The sequence below is a fragment of the Paenibacillus sp. J22R232 genome (genome assembly GCF_056269165.1).
The window spans coordinates 232324-250300 of the sequence record NZ_JBWDNK010000001.1; the positions used below are offsets into that span (position 1 = coordinate 232324).

Annotated in this window: 14 protein-coding genes; all 14 read left to right on the forward strand. The window is 50.4% G+C overall.

Annotated features, from left to right (window positions below; all coding sequences use genetic code 11):
* Window positions 1-102 precede the first annotated feature (102 nt).
* The 14 genes from AC0YN3_RS01035 (at window position 103) to AC0YN3_RS01100 (ending at window position 17970) form a co-directional block, all read left to right on the forward strand.
* Complete coding sequence (locus AC0YN3_RS01035) at window positions 103-1083, forward strand: DUF4349 domain-containing protein (protein WP_475773313.1); 981 nt, start codon at window positions 103-105, stop codon at window positions 1081-1083.
* A 176-nt stretch (window positions 1084-1259) separates the two neighbouring features.
* On the forward strand, window positions 1260-1697 hold the full coding sequence (gene mraZ / locus AC0YN3_RS01040) for a division/cell wall cluster transcriptional repressor MraZ (RefSeq protein WP_183563659.1): 438 nt from the start codon (window positions 1260-1262) through the stop codon (window positions 1695-1697).
* 30 nt (window positions 1698-1727) lie between these two features.
* The gene (gene rsmH / locus AC0YN3_RS01045) at window positions 1728-2678 is read left to right on the forward strand and encodes a 16S rRNA (cytosine(1402)-N(4))-methyltransferase RsmH (RefSeq protein WP_475773314.1); all 951 of its coding nucleotides are present in this window, start codon (window positions 1728-1730) and stop codon (window positions 2676-2678) included.
* 23 nt (window positions 2679-2701) lie between these two features.
* Entirely contained in the window at window positions 2702-3094 is a 393-nt protein-coding gene (ftsL, locus tag AC0YN3_RS01050) for a cell division protein FtsL (RefSeq protein ID WP_475774253.1), read from the forward strand.
* An 11-nt stretch (window positions 3095-3105) separates the two neighbouring features.
* Window positions 3106-5397 (forward strand): penicillin-binding transpeptidase domain-containing protein, encoded by a 2292-nt coding sequence (locus AC0YN3_RS01055; protein ID WP_475773315.1) that lies wholly within the window; start codon window positions 3106-3108, stop codon window positions 5395-5397.
* A gap of 152 nt (window positions 5398-5549) precedes the next feature.
* The gene (locus AC0YN3_RS01060; protein ID WP_475773316.1) at window positions 5550-7490 is read left to right on the forward strand and encodes a stage V sporulation protein D; all 1941 of its coding nucleotides are present in this window, start codon (window positions 5550-5552) and stop codon (window positions 7488-7490) included.
* Between the two features lie 75 nt (window positions 7491-7565).
* Complete coding sequence (locus tag AC0YN3_RS01065; RefSeq protein ID WP_475773317.1) at window positions 7566-9053, forward strand: UDP-N-acetylmuramoyl-L-alanyl-D-glutamate--2,6-diaminopimelate ligase; 1488 nt, start codon at window positions 7566-7568, stop codon at window positions 9051-9053.
* Window positions 9050-10465: a UDP-N-acetylmuramoyl-tripeptide--D-alanyl-D-alanine ligase gene (locus AC0YN3_RS01070; RefSeq protein WP_475773318.1), complete on the forward strand. Its 1416-nt coding sequence runs from the start codon at window positions 9050-9052 to the stop codon at window positions 10463-10465. Before AC0YN3_RS01065 ends, AC0YN3_RS01070 begins: the two co-directional genes overlap by 4 nt.
* 4 nt (window positions 10466-10469) lie before the next feature.
* On the forward strand, window positions 10470-11426 hold the full coding sequence (gene mraY, locus AC0YN3_RS01075; protein ID WP_475774254.1) for a phospho-N-acetylmuramoyl-pentapeptide-transferase: 957 nt from the start codon (window positions 10470-10472) through the stop codon (window positions 11424-11426).
* A 78-nt stretch (window positions 11427-11504) separates the two neighbouring features.
* On the forward strand, window positions 11505-12944 hold the full coding sequence (gene murD, locus AC0YN3_RS01080; protein ID WP_475773319.1) for a UDP-N-acetylmuramoyl-L-alanine--D-glutamate ligase: 1440 nt from the start codon (window positions 11505-11507) through the stop codon (window positions 12942-12944).
* 46 nt (window positions 12945-12990) lie between these two features.
* Window positions 12991-14088 (forward strand): stage V sporulation protein E, encoded by a 1098-nt coding sequence (gene spoVE, locus AC0YN3_RS01085; protein ID WP_475773320.1) that lies wholly within the window; start codon window positions 12991-12993, stop codon window positions 14086-14088.
* Between the two features lie 809 nt (window positions 14089-14897).
* Complete coding sequence (gene murB / locus AC0YN3_RS01090; protein ID WP_475773321.1) at window positions 14898-15803, forward strand: UDP-N-acetylmuramate dehydrogenase; 906 nt, start codon at window positions 14898-14900, stop codon at window positions 15801-15803.
* Window positions 15804-15818: 15 nt separating this feature from the next.
* Window positions 15819-17087, forward strand: a complete 1269-nt coding sequence (gene murA, locus AC0YN3_RS01095) for a UDP-N-acetylglucosamine 1-carboxyvinyltransferase (RefSeq protein WP_475773322.1) — start codon at window positions 15819-15821, stop codon at window positions 17085-17087.
* 112 nt (window positions 17088-17199) lie between these two features.
* Window positions 17200-17970, forward strand: a complete 771-nt coding sequence (locus AC0YN3_RS01100; RefSeq protein WP_475773323.1) for a cell division protein FtsQ/DivIB — start codon at window positions 17200-17202, stop codon at window positions 17968-17970.
* Window positions 17971-17977: the final 7 nt, after the last annotated feature.

Consider the following 17977-nt stretch of genomic DNA (forward strand, 5'->3'; position numbering starts at 1 on the left):
AGCCGCGAGCGATCGCGGCTTTTTTGCGTTCATCTTAACTGGAGATGAAACCTTTTATTACCAATATCCGTTAGGAGGTTAACAAAGATAAGGGGGTTCAATATGAGTAGAAGAAATAACAGTCTTTTCACAACCGTGCTTGTGCTTATGCTCGCAATAGGTTTGCTTGGGGCGTGCGCAAGCGCAAACGGGAATACGGCTAAAAGCGATGGCAATGGCATGACGAGCAGTGAAAGCAAAGCGGCCAACGATTCGGCAAACGAAGCAGAGACCCTAACGCTCGATTTAAAGGGAGAATCAGCACCATCGGTTGGAAGTACGGATGAGGCAATAACCGCTGGCGGGGAATTGACTTCCGATACGTCAGCCGAAATGAATGGCTTAAACCAAAAGATCATTTATACAGCTACATTAAATATGCAAGTGGAGGCCTTGGACGCAGCTGCAACCTCGCTCCGCAATGCGATTCATCAAAGCGGCGGTTATATTCTGCAATTCCAAGACACGAAGCATGAAGGGGAAATAGGCTCAAGCTATACCATCAAAGTGCCAGCGTCCGGATTTATGCCGTTTATTGATCGGATCGAGCAAATCAAGCATAGCAGCTTTGAGCGGAATATCGGCGGAAAGGACGTATCGGAGGAATATGTTGACCTCGAATCCAGGCTTAAAGCAAGGCAATTAGTGGAGACTCGGCTTCTTGCCATGATGGATAAGGCGGTTAAAGCGGATGATCTGCTTAAATTCTCAGATCAGCTTTCGGTCGTTCAGCAGGAGATCGAGCGTATAAAGGGCCGGATCCGATATCTCGATACGAATGTTGCCTTCTCGACCATTGAGCTGAGAATGTACCAAACGAATCAACATTTAACCGTGAAACACGAGGAAGCTAAGGGTCTGGGCGGAAAAATGTCAGATGCGCTGGCAAGCAGCACAAAGGTCGTCTGGGATGCCATTAATCTACTGCTGGTCGTGGCGGCAGGCGCCGTTCCTGTACTGATCGTAATCGCGTTGATTGGCATTCCATTATATTGGATACACCGTAAGAGAAAACGCGATTCCGCCAATAAAACGGTTGATTAAGGTTAGGATGGTCGTAAAAGGATCCTTTAAATATTAATAATCATTAATACTATGAAAGATTTCTGAAAAATCCTGCTCATGGAGCAGGATTTTTATTTTAGGTGGCGAACTATTGTATCTTAGTGGGGAAAAGTGGGGCAAAGTGGTGAACTTGGGGGAAGGGGTGGTTCAAAGTCATGTTTATGGGTGAATATCAACATAGCATTGATGAGAAAGGCCGAATCATCATCCCTTCGAAGTTTCGGGAATCGCTTGGCGCCTCGTTTATCGCAACCCGCGGTTTGGATAATTGCTTATTCGTATATCCCATGAGTGAGTGGAGCGTATTAGAACAAAAGCTTAAAACACTGCCCCTAATGAAATCAGATGCGCGCGCGTTCACCCGGTTTTTCTTCTCGGGGGCGACCGAATGCGAGCTGGATAAACAGGGAAGGGTAAATATACCTGGGCATCTGCGTGAATATGCAAAGCTGGACAAAGATTGCATGGTTCTTGGCGTCTCCAGTCGTGTGGAGATTTGGAGCAAGCAGACTTGGGATGGCTATTACGAACAATCAGAGCAAACCTTTAACGAAATTGCCGAGAAGCTCGTCGATTTCGATTTCAACTTCTAGAATGGACAACAAGAATAGGAGGGCTGAGGCGTGTTTCAGCATATTACGGTGCTATTGGAGGAAGCGGTTGACGGTTTGGCTATTAAGCCAGATGGCATTTACGTCGATTGTACGCTTGGAGGTGCGGGACATAGCGAGCTCATCGCATCCCGATTGGGCGAAGGAGGGCGGTTAATCGCATTCGATCAGGATGATTCGGCGCTGGATAATGCTCGCGTTAGATTAGCGGCATATATGGATAAAGTGACGCTTGTCAGAAGCAACTTCCGCGATTTGGAGCAGGAGCTAAGAGGCTGCGACGTTCCGATGGCAGACGGCATACCGCAGGTTGACGGCATTTTATTCGACTTAGGCGTTTCAAGCCCGCAGCTGGATGAAGCGGATCGAGGCTTCAGCTACAATCATGACGCGCCGCTTGACATGCGAATGGACCGCGAGGGTGATCTAACTGCCCATGAAATCGTGAATACGTGGGATGAGCGAGATATTTCTCGCATTCTGGATCGGTACGGCGAAGAGAAATTCGCACGCTCCATTGCCAGAAACATTATAAAGGCTCGTGAAAAATCGCCGATCGAGAATACTGGCGAGCTTGCCGAGCTTATCAAAATATCCATTCCGGCCGCTACAAGGCGGACCGGCGGACATCCAGCCAAACGGTCTTTCCAAGCTCTGCGCATTGCAGTCAATGATGAGCTTGGAGCAGAGGAAGAAGCGCTGGAACAAACGATTCGCTGCTTGAAGCCAGGCGGACGTGCATCCGTCATCACGTTTCATTCATTGGAGGATCGCATTTGCAAGCAGATGTTTGCCAAATTTGTAGAGAAGTGCACTTGCCCGCCTGATTTCCCTCTATGCGTATGTGGAAACAAAGGCTCAGTGAAATTGGTCAATCGTAAGCCCATTCTTCCTTCGGAGAGAGAGCTTGAATTAAATCCGCGAGCAAGATCGGCAAAGCTTAGAGTAGCAGAAAAATTGTAAGAGGGGGATTTAAATTGGCGTACGTGAATGGCAATCTAGCGCTGCAACCTAAGCGAAAGCAGGATCAACAACCTGCGATTAAAGAAACAAAACGACTTGTTAAGACTCGCAAGTCTTTACCCGTTCAAGAGAAGTTACTGTACTTGTTTACCGTTCTCATGTGTGTTGTAGTTGCTGGTGTCATTATCTTTAGATACGCTCAAATCTATGACATGAACCTGGATATCAAAAAGCTGAACAGCGAATACCAGACGATGAACGTAGAAATGGAAGATTTGAAGAAGCAGGTAGAAATGCTAAGCGACCCTGAGCGTATCCGCGAGCTTGCGGAGTCTCAAGGAATGGTCAGCGCTACCGAAGGCGGCATAACGGTAAACACAGGTGACGATGAAATAAAATCGGCATTGGGCGAGTAGGGTGATCGATAATGAAAAAGAGAATTAGAGTACGTACGCTGCTGTTTGGAGGGGTCATGACCCTCCTTTTTCTTATTTTAATAAGCAGAATCTATGTGGTTCAGGTTGTTGAAGGAGCCGAATGGTATAATCTTGCCAAAAAGAGATGGTCAACCGCTGAGGTGCTGACCGCCAAACGCGGGACGATTGCCGACCGTGATGGCAATGTGCTGGCCATGGATACGATTGCTTACAACGTTTCCGTAGATCCAAAAACAATTAATGATGAAGAGCTTGCAGACGATGTCATTAATGGCTTGCACGATATTTTGGGCATATCGAAAGAAGAGCTCGAGAAAAATGTAAAAGCCAAAAAAGAGGACGGAAGCTATGTTGTTAATCGGGAGCTCCGGAACGGCGGCTGGCAAATCGATAAAGCAACTGCTGACAAAATCAGGGAGTTCCGCGAAGAGCTCGCTAAAGAAAAAAAGGTGTATGCCGTAGGGATTGACCTTGAAGAAAACTTGAAGCGTTATTACCCGAGAAAGACGCTGGCCGCACAGGTAGTCGGCTACTTGGATCGGGAAGGCGCTGCAATGACAGGAATTGAAGCAACCTTCAATGAACAATTAAGCGGTGAGGACGGCTATATCAAGTATGAGAAAGACGGCAAACGCGTTCAGCTTTCGGAAGGCGAGGTCGAGCTTAAGCAAGCAGAGGACGGACAAAATATCCAATTGACGATCGATGGCGAGATTCAGCATTACGTCGAGGAAGCGCTGCAGGAAATCGTTAAGAAATACGCTCCGAAAAGCGCGACGGCAATCGCGGCCGATCCGAATACGATGGAAATTCTCGCGATGGCGAATATGCCGCAATATGATCCGAACGTATACTGGAAAAACAATGCGAACTCATATAATCATGCGATTAAATCCTTGTATGAGCCAGGCTCTACTTTCAAGATTGCCACGCTGGCCGCTGCCGTAGAGGAAGGTGTGTTCAACCCGGATGAAATGTATAAATCCGGCCAGATCACGCTGAAGGGCGTACCTACGCCAATTCGGGATATTAAACGCGGTGGCTGGGGAACGATCTCTTTCCTTGATGGCCTGAAGTATTCCAGTAACGTTGCATTTGTTAAGCTTGGCTATGAGAGAGTCGGAGAAGAGAAGCTGCGAGAATACTATAAGAACTTCGGCTTCGGACAAAAAACAGGCATACAGCTTGGCAGTGAGCAAACGGGTACGATCAACTTTCGCTGGCAGAGCGATATTGCGAGAGCGACGTTTGGCCAAGGCGTCGTAACGGTAACCCCTATCCAGCAGGTTGCGGCTGTAGCTGCAGTCGCGAATGGCGGCAAGCTGCTTCAGCCTCAAATCGTGAAAAGCATAACGGATCCTAACACGAAGACGACAACGAAGATAGAGCCGAAGGTCGTGAGGCAGGTTATCTCGGAAGAAACCTCCCGCAAGGTCGGAGAGTATCTGGAGCAGGTCGTGTCGGATCAGGAAAAGGGTACGGGTAAAAATGCATATATCGAAGGCTATCGCGTGGCGGGCAAGACAGGAACGGCCCAAAAGGTTGAGAATGGCATTTATTCAACGAACAAATTCGTTGTTTCCTTTATCGGCTATGCTCCCGTGGATAATCCGAAAATCGTTGTTTATATTGTGGTTGACGAGCCGAATGACCCGCTTGTTGGCGGAGGTAGAGTTGCTGCTCCGGCATTCAAGCAAATCGTACTGAAGAGCTTGCGCAAAATGGGCGTTGCACCAAATTATGCTCCTGATTCCGATAATGCGGTGAAAGAAGTAACGATGACGGTTCCGGCTGTAACGGAGCTATCGGTGGCGCAAGCCAAAGCGGAGCTGAAGGCTAAAGCGATAACGTTCGAGCTTGTCGGAAACGGGAAGACGGTGCTGCAGCAAATTCCGGCTGCCGGATCTTCCGTCCATCCTACGCAGCGCATCTATTTGATTACGGAGCAAAAGGAAAAGCTCGCTGTGCCTGATCTGACCGGCGTATCGCTGCGGGACGCATTGGAGATTACGTCTTTGATTGGCATCCGGCTTATTCCTGAAGGCCAGGGCTTTGTCGTCTCACAGAAGCAAGAGACGCTAAACAATGTAAGGGTGCTGAACGTTAAGCTCGCTCCACCAACGGGCGACGAGACGCAAGCTGAGCAGAACGCGGAGGATTCGTCAGCTGATGAAGATAAAGCAGGCGAGACCGAGAATAGCGGTAACGAAGCACCGGATCAAGGTGACAATACGGGTAGTTCCGATAGTACGGATGCTTCAAATACGAATGCTCCAGAATAAAAAAAAGACATGAAATGCCTTTCGCTTTAAAACGTACAGGTTAAAATACCATTCCGCATAGCTTGTTCTATCCTCCGCTTGTCCCGAATAGTCTGGAATGAGCGCCGATTTCGCGCTCCTTTGCACACAGTCAAGCGGAGGGGGAACGAGTTGTGAAGGTATCCAACGTAACGGTTAGACGACGTTTGTTCATCGTGCTTATATTGGCAGGGGTGTCTTTCCTTGCTTTATGTTTGAGATTGAGCTATGTGCAGCTTTGGCAAGGCGAGGAGCTAGCTGACAAAGCGGAAAATTCTTGGAGGCGCGATATTCCTTACGTAGCTAAACGCGGGGAAATCGTTGATCGAAACGGCATTCAGCTCGCCTATAACGTGAGCTCGCCTACGGTCTATGCGATTCCGGTTCAAATCAAAGACAAGCAGGCAGCGGCTGCTGCGCTGGCACCGCTTCTGGACATGTCCCAGGAATCGCTATATGAAAAGATAAAAACGAAAAAAATGATTGTAAAGCTTGGACCCGGCGGCCGTAAAATTACGATAGACAAGGCTGATCAAATTCGCGAGCTTGCGCTCCCAGGCGTTGTTGTGGCAGAAGATAACAAGCGTTTCTATCCATTCGGCAGTCTTGCTGCACATGTGCTTGGCTTTACCGGCATCGACAATCAAGGCCTGACCGGCATCGAAGCCAAGTATAATACGGAGCTCAGCGGCATTGGAGGCAGCGTTTCCTTTCTGTCCGATGCTGCGGGCAGGCAAATGCCGAATTCGTCGGACACGTATGTGGAGCCGAAGGACGGGCTTACCATGCAGCTCACGATTGACAAGCAAATTCAAACCGTAATGGAGCGCGAGCTTGACCAGGCCATGACAAAGCTTCAGCCGAACGGCATCATCGCGATAGCGATGGATCCAAACAACGGAGAGATATTAGGCATGGCTAGCCGTCCTACCTACGAGCCTGACAAATATCGCGAAGTGCCTACCGAGGTCTACAACCGCAATCTTCCGATATGGATGACTTACGAGCCGGGCTCAACCTTTAAAATCATTACGCTTGCCGCAGCCTTGGAAGAGAAAAAGGTCGATTTGAACAATGAGCGTTTTTTTGATCCAGGCGCAATTGAGGTGGGCGGCGCGAGACTGCGCTGCTGGAAAAAGGGCGGTCATGGCAGCCAAACGTTTCTGGAGGTCGTGGAAAATTCATGCAATCCAGGCTTTGTAACCTTAGGCCAGCGGCTTGGGAAAGAAAAGCTATTCGAATACATTAAAAATTTCGGCTTTGGAACGAAAACGGGTATCGATATTGGCGGCGAAGAAAACGGTATCCTATTCAAGCTAAGTCAGGTCGGGCCGGTAGAGCTTGCGACAACCGCATTCGGGCAAGGGGTATCGGTAACCCCGATCCAGCAAATCACGGCGGTTTCCGCAGCGGTTAACGGCGGAACGCTGTATAAGCCCCATGTGGCTAAAGCTTGGATAAATCCAGAAACGGGCGAAACGGTTGAGACTGTAAAATCGGAGGCCGTACGAAAGGTTATTTCTGAGGAGACCTCCAAGCAGGTCCGCGAAGCGCTTGAGAGCGTCGTTGCAAAAGGGACAGGTCGCAATGCTTTCATCGACGGCTACCGCGTCGGAGGCAAAACCGGGACAGCTCAAAAAGTAATAAACGGACGTTATTCACCTAATGAGCATATCGTATCGTTCGTCGGTTTCGCGCCTGCGGATGACCCGCAAATCGTAATTTATGTCGCAGTGGACAATCCGCAGGGCATACAGTTCGGGGGTGTTGTCGCGGCTCCTATCGTACGCAATATGATGGAGGATGCGCTTGCCATCCTTGAAGTGCCGACGCGCGAGAAGCAAATCGACCGCGTTTACAAATACGGCGAAACGCCAATCGTTACGGTACCGAACTTAATCGGCAAAACCGTCTCGGATTTGTATGAGGATTTGAATATGGATTTCATGCTGACAACGGCTGGTTCGGGCAAAACGGTCATACGCCAAGCTCCCGCGGCTGGTACCCGGGTAGACCGGGGATCGACGATTCGCATCTATTTGGGCGAAGACGATAATATATCCCACTCCCATTGACTATAATGGTAGTTAACGAGGGCGCTGCAGATCGAAGCAGGGGAAACGGCGGCGCTTCGGGGAGGAGTGGGGCAGATGCGTTTAAAGGAAGTTGCGGAGCTGCTAATTACCTCGCGGCTCATTGGTGACGGTGAGACGGAGCTGTCTGGAGTCGAAACGGATTCGCGAAGCATCACCGCCGGACAGCTGTTTATATGCTTGAGGGGACACACCGTTGATGGTCATGCCTTCGCACCTCAAGCGGCGGAAGCGGGAGCGGCCGCGCTAATCGTCGAGCGCGAGCTCAATCTGTCCATTCCGCAGCTTGTTGTAAAGGATTGCCGTTTGGCTATGGCCATTATTGCTAATCATTATTACGGCTATCCGAGCAACGAGCTGAAGCTTATTGGGGTGACGGGAACGAACGGAAAAACCACCACAACCTATTTGATTGAGCAAATCCTGAACGATCAGAAGCGCGCGACAGGCGTAATCGGCACCATTGAACGCCGCTTTGCAGGGCAATCCTATGCGATGACGAGCACGACGCCACAAACGCTCCAGCTGCAGCGATACTTAGCCGAAATGCGCGATGCAGGCACCGGCTATTGCGCAATCGAGGTATCTTCTCATGCGCTCGAGCAAGGTCGGGTAAAGGGCTGCCGCTTCCGTTCAGCCGTATTTACGAATCTATCGCAGGATCATTTGGATTACCATGAAACGATGGATCGGTATGCCGCGGTCAAAGGATTGTTTTTCTCCAGACTCGGCAATATGTATGCTTCTGCAGAAGCGGAACGAACGTATGCGGTGCTGAACGCGGACGACGCTTTGGCTAGCGAGTACGCGGAATTAACGGCTGCCGAGGTCGTGACGTACGGCATCGACAAAGCTGCGGACGTACGTGCGACGAACATCAAAATTACAGCACAGGGAACGACCTTCCATGTTCACACCTTCCGCGGGGAAGCGGACGTCACGCTGCAAATGGCAGGCAAATTTAATGTATACAATTCGCTTGCAGCCATTAGTGCCGTACTGATTGAAGGCATAGAGCTCTCGGCCATTACGTCAAGCTTAAGCGCCATTCCCGGCGTACCTGGACGCGTTGAGGCCGTCAACGCCGGGCAGGCTTTTGCCGTTATCGTAGATTACGCCCATACGCCGGACGGACTCGAGAATGTACTGCGTGCGATCGAACAGTTCGCGGAGAAGCGAATCATTTGCGTATTCGGATGCGGCGGGGACCGCGACAAAACAAAGCGGCCGCTTATGGGGGAAATCGCAGTGAAGTATGCTGATTTTGCGATAATTACGTCAGATAACCCGCGGACGGAGCATCCGGAACTCATTTTAAAGGACATAGAAGCCGGGTTGATTGGCACAGGTGCCGACCCTTCGACGTATGCGTTGATCAAGGATCGGAGGGCTGCGATTCAAAAAGCGGTTGAAATGGCAAGCCAAGGCGATGTAGTATTGATTGCGGGGAAAGGTCATGAGACCTACCAGGATATTAACGGCGTCAAGCATCCGTTTGACGATCGGATAGTAGCGAAAGAAGCGATAAGGGGAATCATACATTGATTAAACGTACGATCAAGCAAATAGCCGAAATGAGCGGCGCAAGATGGAATGGCATTCAGACAGACCTTAAAATAGAAGGCGTAACGACTGACTCGCGGCAAGCTGCCGCGGGCCAGTTGTTCGTTCCGCTTGTCGGCGAGCAGTTCGACGGGCATGCATATTTGAAGCAGGCAGCGGATAACGGGGCGGTTGCCGCACTTTGGCAGAAGGGGCGCGAGGTGCCTGAGGGTCTCGAAGCGTTTCCCCTCCTAATCGTAGGAGATACGCTTATAGCCCTGCAAAGATTGGCCACGGCATACAGGAGCGAGCTTTTCGTTCGGGTAGTAGGCATAACGGGGAGCAACGGGAAAACAACGACGAAGGATATGACGGCTTCCATTCTTGGAACCTCTTATAAGGTCCACAAAACAAAAGGCAATCTAAACAATCACATCGGCCTTCCGCTAACCGTCCTGCAGCTCGAAGAGGATACGGAGGTGGCGGTGCTAGAGATGGGGATGAGCGGCTTTGGAGAAATTGAGCTGCTTACCAAAATCGCCCAGCCTGACGCGGCGATCATCACGAATGTCGGAGATGCGCATTTGCTGCATCTTGGCTCGCGGGCGGGCATCGCGAAAGCCAAGCTGGAAATAGCACTCGGCTTGAGCGAAGACGGATTGCTGTTGTATAACGGCGACGAGCCGCTGCTCGAGGAGGAGCTTGAGCGCGCTGTGCTCCCTGCTGGCATCGTGCGCCGGACGTTCGGATTATCCGAGAAGAACGAATGGTCAGCAGCCGATATCGCAGTCGAATCGGAGGCAGCGACTTTTACGGCGATTTATCAGGGCGCCCCTAGCGGCCTCGGCTCGGTCCGCATCCCGGTACCCGGTCAGCATAATGTCAGCAATGCGCTTGCCGCTATCGCGATCGGCCGCTTTTTTGGCGTTCCGGCAGCTAAGATCGCCGAGGGCTTGCGAGACCTGAAGCTGACGGGCATGCGCATACAGCCCGTGCGAGCCTTCAATGGCGCGATGATCCTAAATGATGCTTATAATGCCAACCCGACAGCCGTGCGTGCCGCAATCGATCTTGTGGAGCAGCTCGATGGCTATAAACGCAAATGGATCGTGCTTGGCGATATGCTTGAGCTTGGCCCGGACGAACAGGCGCTGCACTTCGAAGCGGGTGCCTATATTACGCCTGGCAAGGCAGATGCGGTCTTGACGGTTGGCCCGCTGTCCGTTCATATTGCAGAAGGCGTTAGGTCTCAATTTACTGAAGCTGGCACGCAAGAAGCGATCCGGCATTTTGCCTCGAAAGAAGAGCTTTCCGATTGGCTTCGCGGCCAGCTTCAGCCATCAGACCTTGTGTTGATCAAAGGGTCGCGCGGCATGCGGATGGAACAAATTGTTCAAGCTTTGGAAGTGGGGTGAGGATATGGACATGATGGTCATTTTATTTTCGATTGGCGCCTCCTTTTTGCTAGCGGTATTGCTCGGACCATTGTTCATTCCGCTGCTTCGACGTTTAAAGTTTGGCCAGCAGATCCGCACCGAGGGACCGCAGAGCCATCTCAAAAAAAGCGGTACACCTACGATGGGCGGCATCATAATTATGGTTGCGGTTATGATCGCGTTTCTTAAGTTCTCAGACAAGACACCCGAGTTTTGGGTGCTGCTGACGGCATCGCTTGGTTTCGGGCTAGTCGGCTTCTTGGATGACTACATCAAAATCGTATTCAAAAGGTCGCTCGGCCTAACGGCGCGGCAGAAGCTGTTCGGCCAGCTCCTTTTCTCCATTATCGTGTGCGCAATGCTCTACAATATGGGCCACAGCACGGAAATTACGGTGCCTGGTACAGGCTGGGGCTTTGACCTAGGCTGGTTCTATTATCCGCTTGTCGTCATTATCATGTTCGCATCAAGCAATTCCGTAAATTTCACAGATGGACTAGACGGCCTGCTTGCCGGTACGAGCGCGATTGCATTCGGAGCCTTTACGGTTGTCGCGCTGCAAACGTCGGCGCATGAATCGGCTGTTTTCTCGGCTGCCATGATCGGTGCGGTGCTCGGCTTCCTCGTGTTCAATGCTCACCCGGCGAAGGTGTTCATGGGAGACATGGGTTCGCTTGGTATTGGGGGCGGGATTGCGGCGGTTGCCATCCTGACCAAAACGGAGCTTTTGCTTATTATCATAGGCGGCGTTTTCGTGCTTGAGATGCTGTCCGTTATTTTGCAGGTAGGTTCCTTTAAGCTAAGAGGCAAGCGGATATTCAAAATGAGTCCGATCCATCATCATTTCGAGCTGGTAGGCTGGTCGGAATGGAAGGTAGTCACCGTATTTTGGCTTGTCGGATTAGTGTTTGCTGCAATCGGTCTGTTCTTGGTAATATAATGAATAGAAACGTATCAGAAAGCGGCTTCCAAGTTCATTTGGAGCCGCTTCATGTATCCATAGGAGGGAATGTCACATATGAACCATCCGGCATCGTATGAGGGCCGCCGCGTTGTTGTAATTGGCTTGGCTAGAAGCGGGGTTAGCGTTGCAAAGGTATTCCATGAGCTCGGCGCGTTAGTCATAGTGAATGATATGAAGACTCGTGATCTATGTCCCGAAGCGGATGAATTAACTGCTTTGGGCATTTCTGTGATATGCGGTTACCATCCGGACGATCTCGTTACGGAGGAAACGGCATTGCTTGTCAAAAATCCCGGAATTCCGTATACATCGCCCCCGGTGAAGCGTGCTGAGGAGCTGGGCGTCGAGATTATTACGGAGGTAGAAGCTGCATACTGGCTCTCTCCGGTACCGATTATCGGCATCACGGGTTCGAATGGCAAGACGACGACAACCACTTGGATCGGCGAAATATTGGATTACGCTGGACTGAGGCCGATTGTGGCTGGCAATATCGGGCGCCCGCTATGCGAGGCGGCATTGGAAGCGGAACAAGACCAGTGGATCGTGGCTGAGCTTAGCAGCTTCCAGCTCAAAGGAACAAGCGCATTCCGCCCGCACATCGCGCTGTTGTTGAACATTGCGGAAACGCATCTGGATTACCATGGCGACATGGATGACTATGTAAATTCCAAAGCGAAGCTGTTCGATAATCAAACGGAAGATGATATTGCGATCGTGAACTGGGATGACCCTGAATGCCGGGCGCTTTCCGAATTTTTAGCTGCAGAAGTGATACCGTTCTCCGTCTATGAGAAGCTCGGGTCAGGGATTTATGTTGATCCGCCATTTGAGAAGAACGCTGGCATTACAGAAGAGGAAGGCGAAACGCTGACCAGGCACATCGTATTTAAGCAAGCGGACGGATTGGAGACGATTATACTGCCTGTGGCGGAGCTGGGGATCCCCGGCGTCCACAACGCCGCTAACGCCCTTGCGGCGATAGGGGCAAGCATAGCTGCGGGAGTGGCTCTCGAGCAGCTTAGACCGCCGCTCAGGGGGTTTAATGCAGTTGAGCATCGCCTTGAGTTCGTGAGGGAAGTGAACGGCGTCAAATATTACAATGACTCCAAAGCGACGAATGCTGTCGCTACGACGATAGCGGTGCAATCCTTTGGCGCCCCGATTATATTGCTGGCCGGAGGTCTTGATCGAGGCTCGGATTACATGGAGCTTGAGCCGCTGTTCCGCGAGAAGCTGAAGGCGCTCGTCGCTTTCGGGCAAACCAGAGAGAAGCTATCCCGCGTAGCGGAGCTTGCAGGTTTAGCGAGGGTGGAAATCGTCGAACCTAGTGATGACGCTGAATCCGTCCTCAGACAAGCGGTGATGCAAGCAGCGGCTATAGCAGAGCCAGGCGATATCGTACTTTTGTCGCCGGCATGCGCGAGCTGGGATATGTTTAAGTCATATGAGCAAAGAGGGCGCATTTTTAAAGATTCGGCGCATACCTTGTAAGTAGGGGGCATGTCCCTACTTTCCCATGCTAAGAGGTGTGTTCGCTATGGCCAAGGCACGTTCTGCCCCGGATATTTGGATGCTGACTGCAATCGGGCTTATTCTAGCTATCGGATTAATTATGGTTTACAGCGCAAGCGCGGTGCTTGCCTTTCACGAGTTTGGCGACCGTTTCTATTTCGTGAAACGGCAGCTCTTGTTTGCCGGACTCGGTGTCGGTGCGTTACTATTTACGATGAATACGCATTATACCGTCTGGAAAAAATGGGCGCCTACGGCATTGATTATTTGCTTCGGCTTGCTGCTGCTTGTTTTAATTCCGGGTGTGGGAGTCGTCCGGGGCGGAGCGCGGAGCTGGCTGGGCATTAGCTCATTCGGCATTCAGCCTTCTGAATTCATGAAGCTGGCCATGATTTTATTCTTGTCCAAATGGTTGTCGGAGAAGCAGCAGACGATCACGCTCTTCACCAAGGGGCTTATGCCGCCGCTCGGCTTAGTTGGACTAGCCTTCGGCCTCATCATGCTTCAGCCCGATTTGGGTACCGGAGCTGTAATGGTTGGCGCCTCGCTTATTCTAATATTTACAGCAGGTGCGAGAATGGCGCATTTAGGCGGGCTGGCTCTAATCGGAGTCGCTGGTTTCATCGGCCTGATATTGGCGGCCCCTTACCGGCTGAAGAGGATTACCTATTTTCTCGATCCGTGGGCAGATCCACTCGGCGGCGGGTATCAAATTATCCAATCCTTGTACGCGATTGGCCCCGGAGGGTTAGTCGGTCTAGGGCTTGGCATGAGCCGACAGAAATTTAGTTACTTGCCGGAGCCGCAGACGGATTTCATATTTTCGATATTGGCCGAGGAGCTTGGCTTTATTGGCGGGGCTACGCTCATTTTATTGTTTTTAATCGTAATATGGCGAGGTATTCGAGCGGCGATCGCGGCTCCGGATACGTTCGGAAGCTTGCTTGCCGTCGGGATCACCGGCATTATCGGCGTCCAGGTGCTTATCAATATTGGTGTCGTTATTGGCATGATGCCCGTTACTGGCATCACATTGCCGCTTGTGAGCTATGGCGGTTCTTCCCTTACGCTGCTATTAACCGCGCTCGGTATCTTGTTGAACGTATCCCGTTATTCGAGGTGATGCTCCATGCCGGGAACGGAGAATGGCTGCAGCGGCGCTTACGTCCCAGCATGCTTTCCCGAAAGTAGAACATGGCTTGCAAAGCCCTTCTTGGTTAGGCTGCAAGGAAATCGTCATCGTCCGGCTAAGAATGAGTCGCGGCCCTGCCAAGCGCAGCAGCACATATTCTTGCCGGATTATGCTGTTTTAAGGCATGGACGCACATGGGCAGCTGCAGAGTTTGATGAGCATGTCCTGAAGTTGCGGATGAGTTAACATTTTTTTTATTTATTTGTTGATTTATTTGTTGATTTATTTGTTGATTTATTTGTTGATTTAATTGTTGATTTAATTGTTTATTTGTTTATATTTCATCTGACTCATTTATTAAAAGTGATTATGATTAAAGGCTGCAGGAAAGCCGTGCATGATTCCATTTAGAAATAGGTAAGCGGCTGTGGAAGCTTTATATTGAAGTGAAGCAAAGCGTTGTTATCAAGCAAATGAGCGCCGTATGGGCTGCTGTCACACAAGAGCCTATAAGGGCATAAGATACACTATATTCGTGACCGTCGCCCAATTGGAGCGGTTGTTGCAGCAAAGCGCCTGTTACGTGCCGCAAGGGCATGCTGACAGGGGCAGCGAATCATTTTATTCTCATTTCTTACAGCTGGGCAATTGCTTCACAAAACCTAAGCGGATGCTTACGATGCCGGTTTTGCTTCACAAAACCTAAGCAGATGCTTAAGATGCTGGTTTTGCTTCACAAAACCTAAGCAGATGCTTACGATGTCGGTTTTGCTTCACAAAACCTTTAGGAGGTACAACTAATGGAAGCATTTAAAGCGGAATTGGAACAAGCCAACCTTGGCGACGTTTTGTATAACGAACCGCTCTCGAACTATACAACGTGGAAAATCGGCGGTCCTGCCGATATATTAATCCTCCCTCGAAGCAAAGAAGAATTAGTGGCAGCCGTGCAGCTGGTGCAGAAACACCAAATGCCGTGGACTAATTTGGGCAGAGGCTCCAACATGCTGGTGAGTGATAAAGGGATACGCGGTGTTGTAATAAAACCGCACAGAGGGTTAGATTACGTGCGTTTTGAAGGACCGCTAGTAACGGCTGGCGCTTCATATTCGTTAATAAAGCTATCAGTCATGACGGGTAAAGCAGGGCTCACCGGGCTAGAATTCGCAGGGGGAATTCCAGGCACGGTAGGCGGAGCCGTTTATATGAATGCTGGCGCGCATGGTTCGGATGTGTCACGTATTTTTAAATCAGCTGACATTGTACTGGAAACAGGAGAATTGGTTCGTTTCAATCGCGAGGATATGCACTTCTCTTACCGGCATTCTATTCTTCACGAGCAAAAAGGCGTCGTCGTAGAGGCAGTCTTCGAGCTTGCAGAGGGAGACAAGAAGGAAGTCCTTTCCGTGATGGCCTCATACAAAGAGAGAAGATTGAGAACTCAGCCGCTGCAGCTCGCATGCGCAGGAAGCGTATTCCGCAACCCGCCGGGCGACTTTGCAGCTAGACTCATTCAAGAGGCTGGATTAAAGGGCGAAAGGCTCGGAGGAGCGCAAGTATCGGAGCAGCATGCCAATTTCATTGTAAATACCGGGCAAGCAACAGCAGAAGACGTTCTCGCCCTCATGACTCGTATTCAAAGCATCGTCCAGGAGCGCTATGATATCCTGCTGGTGCCGGAGGTATTGGTGGTGGGTGAGCGGTAATTCGGAGGTGATACATTGGACAAATTGGTGATTGAAGGCGGGAAACCACTCTCAGGAACCATCGTTATCCAAGGAGCGAAAAATGCCGCTTTGCCGATTCTGGCTGCCAGTTTATTGGCCGATGGCACAACAACGCTAGATCATGTGCCAGATTTGCTAGACATCGATGTAATGCTGAATATTTTACGCGAACTAGGATGCCGGGCCGAGCACACGGGAGGAACCGTTGTGCTGGATACTGAAACGGCACATATTTCCCACGTGCCGGAATCGTTAATGAGGCAGATGCGTTCTTCCATTTTTTTAATGGGCCCTTTGCTTGCCAGGTTTGGTGAAACGCAGGTCTACCAGCCAGGCGGTTGTGCGATAGGTGAACGAAAGATTGATCTACATTTAGAAGGATTGCAGGCTCTTGGTGCAGAAATAGAAGAACTGGGTAATCGAATCATATGCCGTGCCGACAAGCTGCGCGGAGCGGACATTCATTTGAGCTTTCCGAGCGTAGGTGCGACGGAGAACATCATGATGGCTGCTGCGTTGGCTGAAGGCCGCACGACGATTAGCAACGCTGCTAGGGAACCAGAGATTCAAGATTTACAGGGCTTCTTAAATGCTATGGGTGCAAAAATTATGGGCGCCGGAACGGACACGATAACGATTGATGGGGTACAGTCGCTAACACCATGTCGTTATAAGGTTATTCCGGATCGCATTGTTGCGGGTACCGTTATGGTGGCTGCTGCGGCAACGCGCGGGCAAGTAACGCTACAGAACACGCAGCCTGCCCATTTATCTTCATTAATCCATGTTCTTCGTCGCGCAGGTGTTCAAATCGTTGTCGACGGTGATATAATTAAAGTTGGCAGTGCAACCAGGCCCAAGGCAGTTGAAAGAATCGTAACCTCACCGTACCCGGCTTTTCCTACCGATTTGCAGTCTCAGGTCATGGTGCTGCTTGCGCTTGCCGATGGTGTGAGCGTGTTGAAAGAAACGATTTTTGAAGGCAGATTGAAGCATGTGGATGAGCTCTCCCGCATGGGTGCAGACATTCGGGTAGATATGAATGCAGCCTTCATACGCGGAGTGCCGAGGCTATATGGCGCGACGGTTGAGGCAACCGATCTTCGGGCGGGAGCTGCTCTTGTCATTGCCGGTTTGGCGGCGCAAGGTAAGACGGTCGTTGAGCAGATTCACCACATCGATCGGGGCTATGAGAAAATCGAAACGATGCTGGCAAGGCTGGGCGCCCGGATATCGCGGTACTCGCCGGTTCCTAATAATTAATACTATGCGCGTGAGCTGCAAGATAGAAACAGCCGGTACCCCTTTTCAAGCTAAGCGTAGGCTGAAGCTAAGAGGATAACCGGATGTTTTTTGGGGAAAGAAGGGACAAGTTATGAGCGCGCAGATGCCTGTGCTGAAGGAGCCTTTAAAAAAGAGGATGGGCAGCAAAAAGCTTCTTTACATTCTTATTCTGTTATTTCTGGCTCTTCTAGCGGTTCTGTTTTTTAATTCTTCAATAAGCAAGATATCAGAGATTCAAATTGAAGGTACAAGATTCGTGTCCAAAGAGGATATAAACAAAACAGCGGCCATACTGGTTGGGGATGCTTTCTTCCGCACCTCGTCTAATACAATAGAACAAAGAGTGCTTACTCTGCCTCAAATTAGCAAAGCAACAGTAACCAAAGTGTTTCCTGGACTTATAAAAATCGAAATCACAGAGTTCCCGGTTGTTGCATTTGAGCTCTCGAAGCAAGGCGAACTGACCGCTCTTTTATCGAATGGCACCACAGTAGAAGCTGACAATGACGAAATGCAGCTTGTGGACAAGCCCGTGCTTTCAGGCTGGACGGAGAAAGACCCCATAAAAGCGGAGCTGACGAAGCAGCTTGGCAAGATTTCATCGAAGCAGCTGTCTGACCTGTCGGAGATTATTCCATATCCTTCCGCGGCTTATCCTGACCGGGTGATCATGTATACGCGAACGAAATTTGAAGTCGTAACTGCCGTTTCAGTGCTACCCGAGAAAATCGAAGCATTGAATGCAGTCATCGAGACGCAGGAGCCGGGCAAAATTACGATGCTGCTCGCAGATACATATGTCCCTTTTAAAGAGGAAAGTCCAGAAAATATAGATGCTGACCAAAAAGAGACTACTCAATAGCTTCAAA